This is a genomic window from Dietzia sp. DQ11-44 (genome assembly GCF_014145205.1).
In the GTDB taxonomy this organism is placed as follows: domain Bacteria; phylum Actinomycetota; class Actinomycetes; order Mycobacteriales; family Mycobacteriaceae; genus Dietzia; species Dietzia natronolimnaea.
In genome coordinates this window covers 1-2,450 of sequence record NZ_JAALEC010000615.1, presented here as the reverse complement: position 1 = coordinate 2,450, position 2,450 = coordinate 1, and the positions used below count along the sequence as shown (strand labels likewise).

Sequence of the window (2,450 nt, the reverse complement as noted above, 5' to 3'; positions counted from 1 at the left end):
TCCCGCCGGCACACCGCGGGCCGCCGACCCGCCGCCGGCCAAGGCGGGACCGCCACCGCTGACGTCACTCGAGGCGCCGATCCTGCCCTTCGGGCTCCTCCGCGACCTCGACCACGCCATCCACGCACGCCTCCGCGCGGCCGGCATCGTCGAGGAGGCCGCGTGACCGCGGGGTCTGTCAGGCGCCGCTCAGATGGGCAGGGTGGTGTCCGAGATGGCGAAGTCGCGGAGCCAGTCGATGAACAGGGCCCACGCGCCGGAGAGCAGCAGCAGGCCCACGATGATCAGCATGACGCCGCCGAACACCTGGATCGCGCGGGTGTGCTTCTGCAGCCACCCGACGGTCCGCATCGCCCAGGTGGAACCGAACGCGACCAACACGAACGGCAGCCCCAGACCCAGGCAGTACGCGACGATCAGCAACACACCCCGGGCGGCGTCGACACCCGTTCCCGCGGCCACGGAGAGCGCCGCGGCCAACGTCGGGCCGAGGCACGGCGTCCAGCCCAGCGCGAAGACGGCGCCCAGCATCGGGGCGCCGACCCACGTCGAAAGCGCCTTGGGCTGCATGCGCGTATCCCGCTGCAGGGTGGGCACGAGGCCGATAAAGACGAGCCCCATCAGGATCGTCACCACGCCGCCGAGGCGCTGCAGCAACTCCTGCTGCGGCGCCAGGTACTGCACGGTGCCCAGCACCATGGCGCTGAGCGCCACGAAGACCACGGTGAACCCGCCCACGAACAGCAGCGATGCCACCACAACCCGCGTACGCGAGGAACGGCGGGTGCGGCGTTCCTCCAGGGTCATCGTCGCCGTGGCGGCTCGTTGGCGCTCCGCGGCGGCAACGGTGACCGGGGGACGGTCGGCGCCCACGACACTGGCCAGGTACGCCACGTAGCCGGGCACCAGTGGTATCACACACGGCGAGGCGAAGGACACGAGCCCCGCCAGGACGCACGCGCCCAGCGCCAGCAGGATCGGGCCGCTGGCCACGGTCTGCTGGAAGGTCTCGCCCACGCTCTGCGCGAGAAGGATCATCTCCGAGTTCACACCGGCTCGACCTCCTCGGCCAGGATCGCGGACACGGTGTCCCGCAGCTTGTCATCGGTGATCTCGGCCAGGTACACGGCGGCGACCCGGTGTTGCTTGTCCAGGATGATCGTCGCCGGGACGACGGACGTCGGGAAGCCGCGCAGTGCGGCTACCGCGGCGTTGCTCGGATCCCAGATCGAGGGGAACGTGATGCCGTTGTCCTCCACAAAGTCGACGGGCTTCTGCCGGTTGGGGTCGCGCAGGTTGATGCCGAACACGGTCGCGCCCTGCGGTTCGAACTCGTCCTGCAACCGCTGCAGGTCGTCGGACTCGGCGCGACACGGGCCACACCACTGGCCCCACAGGTTGAGGATCACGACCTGCCCCTCGAAGTCCTCCTGGACGTTGAGCGTGCGATCGGGGTCCATCAGATCCGGGCCGGTGAGAGTCGCGACAGGTTTGCGCTCGGATGGGGGGTCGTAGTTGATCTCCAGCTGGCCGTCCGGGCTGACGAACTCGAACGTCTCGGGGCCCGTCACCACCGCGTCCGTGCTGGTTGCGCACGCACCGGTGGCGAGGGCGACTGCGAGGAGTAGGGCGCCGAGGGCGGTCTTGGGGTGACGCATGGTTCAGGCTCCAGTCTGCGACGGGTCGGACGCACCCGCCGGTTCGGTGTAGACGATGTCACGCAGCGTGGTGCCCTCGAAGACCAGAGAGGTGATCGAGGCCAGCGAACACTGCCGCGAACGGGGGTCGTGCCACAGTCGGCGGCCCTCGAGGAACCGTCGCGTGGTGTACACGGGCAGCTGGTGGCTCACCAATACCGCCTCGTGGCCGCGGGCGGTGTCGAGCGTGGAGTACACGGCCCCGATCATCCGGTGGGCGATCTGCAGGTACGGCTCGCCCCACGACGGCCGCAGCGGGTTGACCAGGATCGGCCAGTACCGCGGGTTGCGCAGCGCCCCGCCCCGGCCGCCGACCTTGTTGCCCTCGAAGCGGTTGTCTGCCTCGATGATGTCGGCGTCGATCCCCACCGGCAGGCCCAACGCCTCGGCCAACGGGGCGGCGGTCTCCTGGGCGCGCTGCAGCGGCGAGGCCACGATCGACACGATGTCGTGCCCCTGCCCGAGTGTGCGTGCCACGGTCTCGGCCTGACTGCGCCCCAGCTCGGAGAGCCGGAAGCCCGGCAGCCTGCCGTACAGCACTCCGTCGGGGTTGTGCACCTCGCCGTGCCGGACCAGGTGGACGATGGTCTGCGTCTCGGTCCCGCGGGCCGACGAGTCACGAGGTGCCGACGACGACGACGAGACCGGCTCGCCCGGAGCGGAGATCGTTCCCGGCGCGGCCCCGTACGCCTCGGCCCCCTCCTGCTGCTGCGGGGCGGAGGCCTCCGCGGGGCGCGCGGTGGCCGCGGACCC

At 70.9% G+C, this 2,450-nt stretch carries 3 protein-coding genes; all 3 read right to left on the bottom strand.

Going from position 1 to position 2,450, the window contains the following annotated elements:
- Window positions 1–189 precede the first annotated feature (189 nt).
- The 3 genes from G6018_RS14365 to G6018_RS14355 are packed head-to-tail and all read right to left on the bottom strand — an operon-like array spanning window position 190 to window position 2,282.
- A complete protein-coding gene (locus tag G6018_RS14365) occupies window positions 190–1,050 on the bottom strand; it encodes a cytochrome c biogenesis protein CcdA (protein WP_182615813.1) in 861 nt (286 codons plus the stop codon).
- Window positions 1,047–1,658: a TlpA disulfide reductase family protein gene (locus G6018_RS14360; protein ID WP_182610418.1), complete on the bottom strand. Its 612-nt coding sequence runs from the start codon at window positions 1,656–1,658 to the stop codon at window positions 1,047–1,049. Before G6018_RS14360 ends, G6018_RS14365 begins: the two co-directional genes overlap by 4 nt.
- A gap of 3 nt (window positions 1,659–1,661) precedes the next feature.
- Window positions 1,662–2,282 carry a histidine phosphatase family protein gene (locus G6018_RS14355; RefSeq protein WP_179525994.1) on the bottom strand — a complete coding sequence of 207 codons (621 nt, stop codon included), beginning with the start codon at window positions 2,280–2,282 and terminating at the stop codon, window positions 1,662–1,664.
- Window positions 2,283–2,450: the final 168 nt, after the last annotated feature.

Coding starts and splice junctions, on each gene's coding strand:
- G6018_RS14360 (WP_182610418.1), bottom strand. CDS start 1,658: ATGCGTCACCCCAAGACCGCCCTCGGCGCCCTACTCCTCGCAGTCGCC.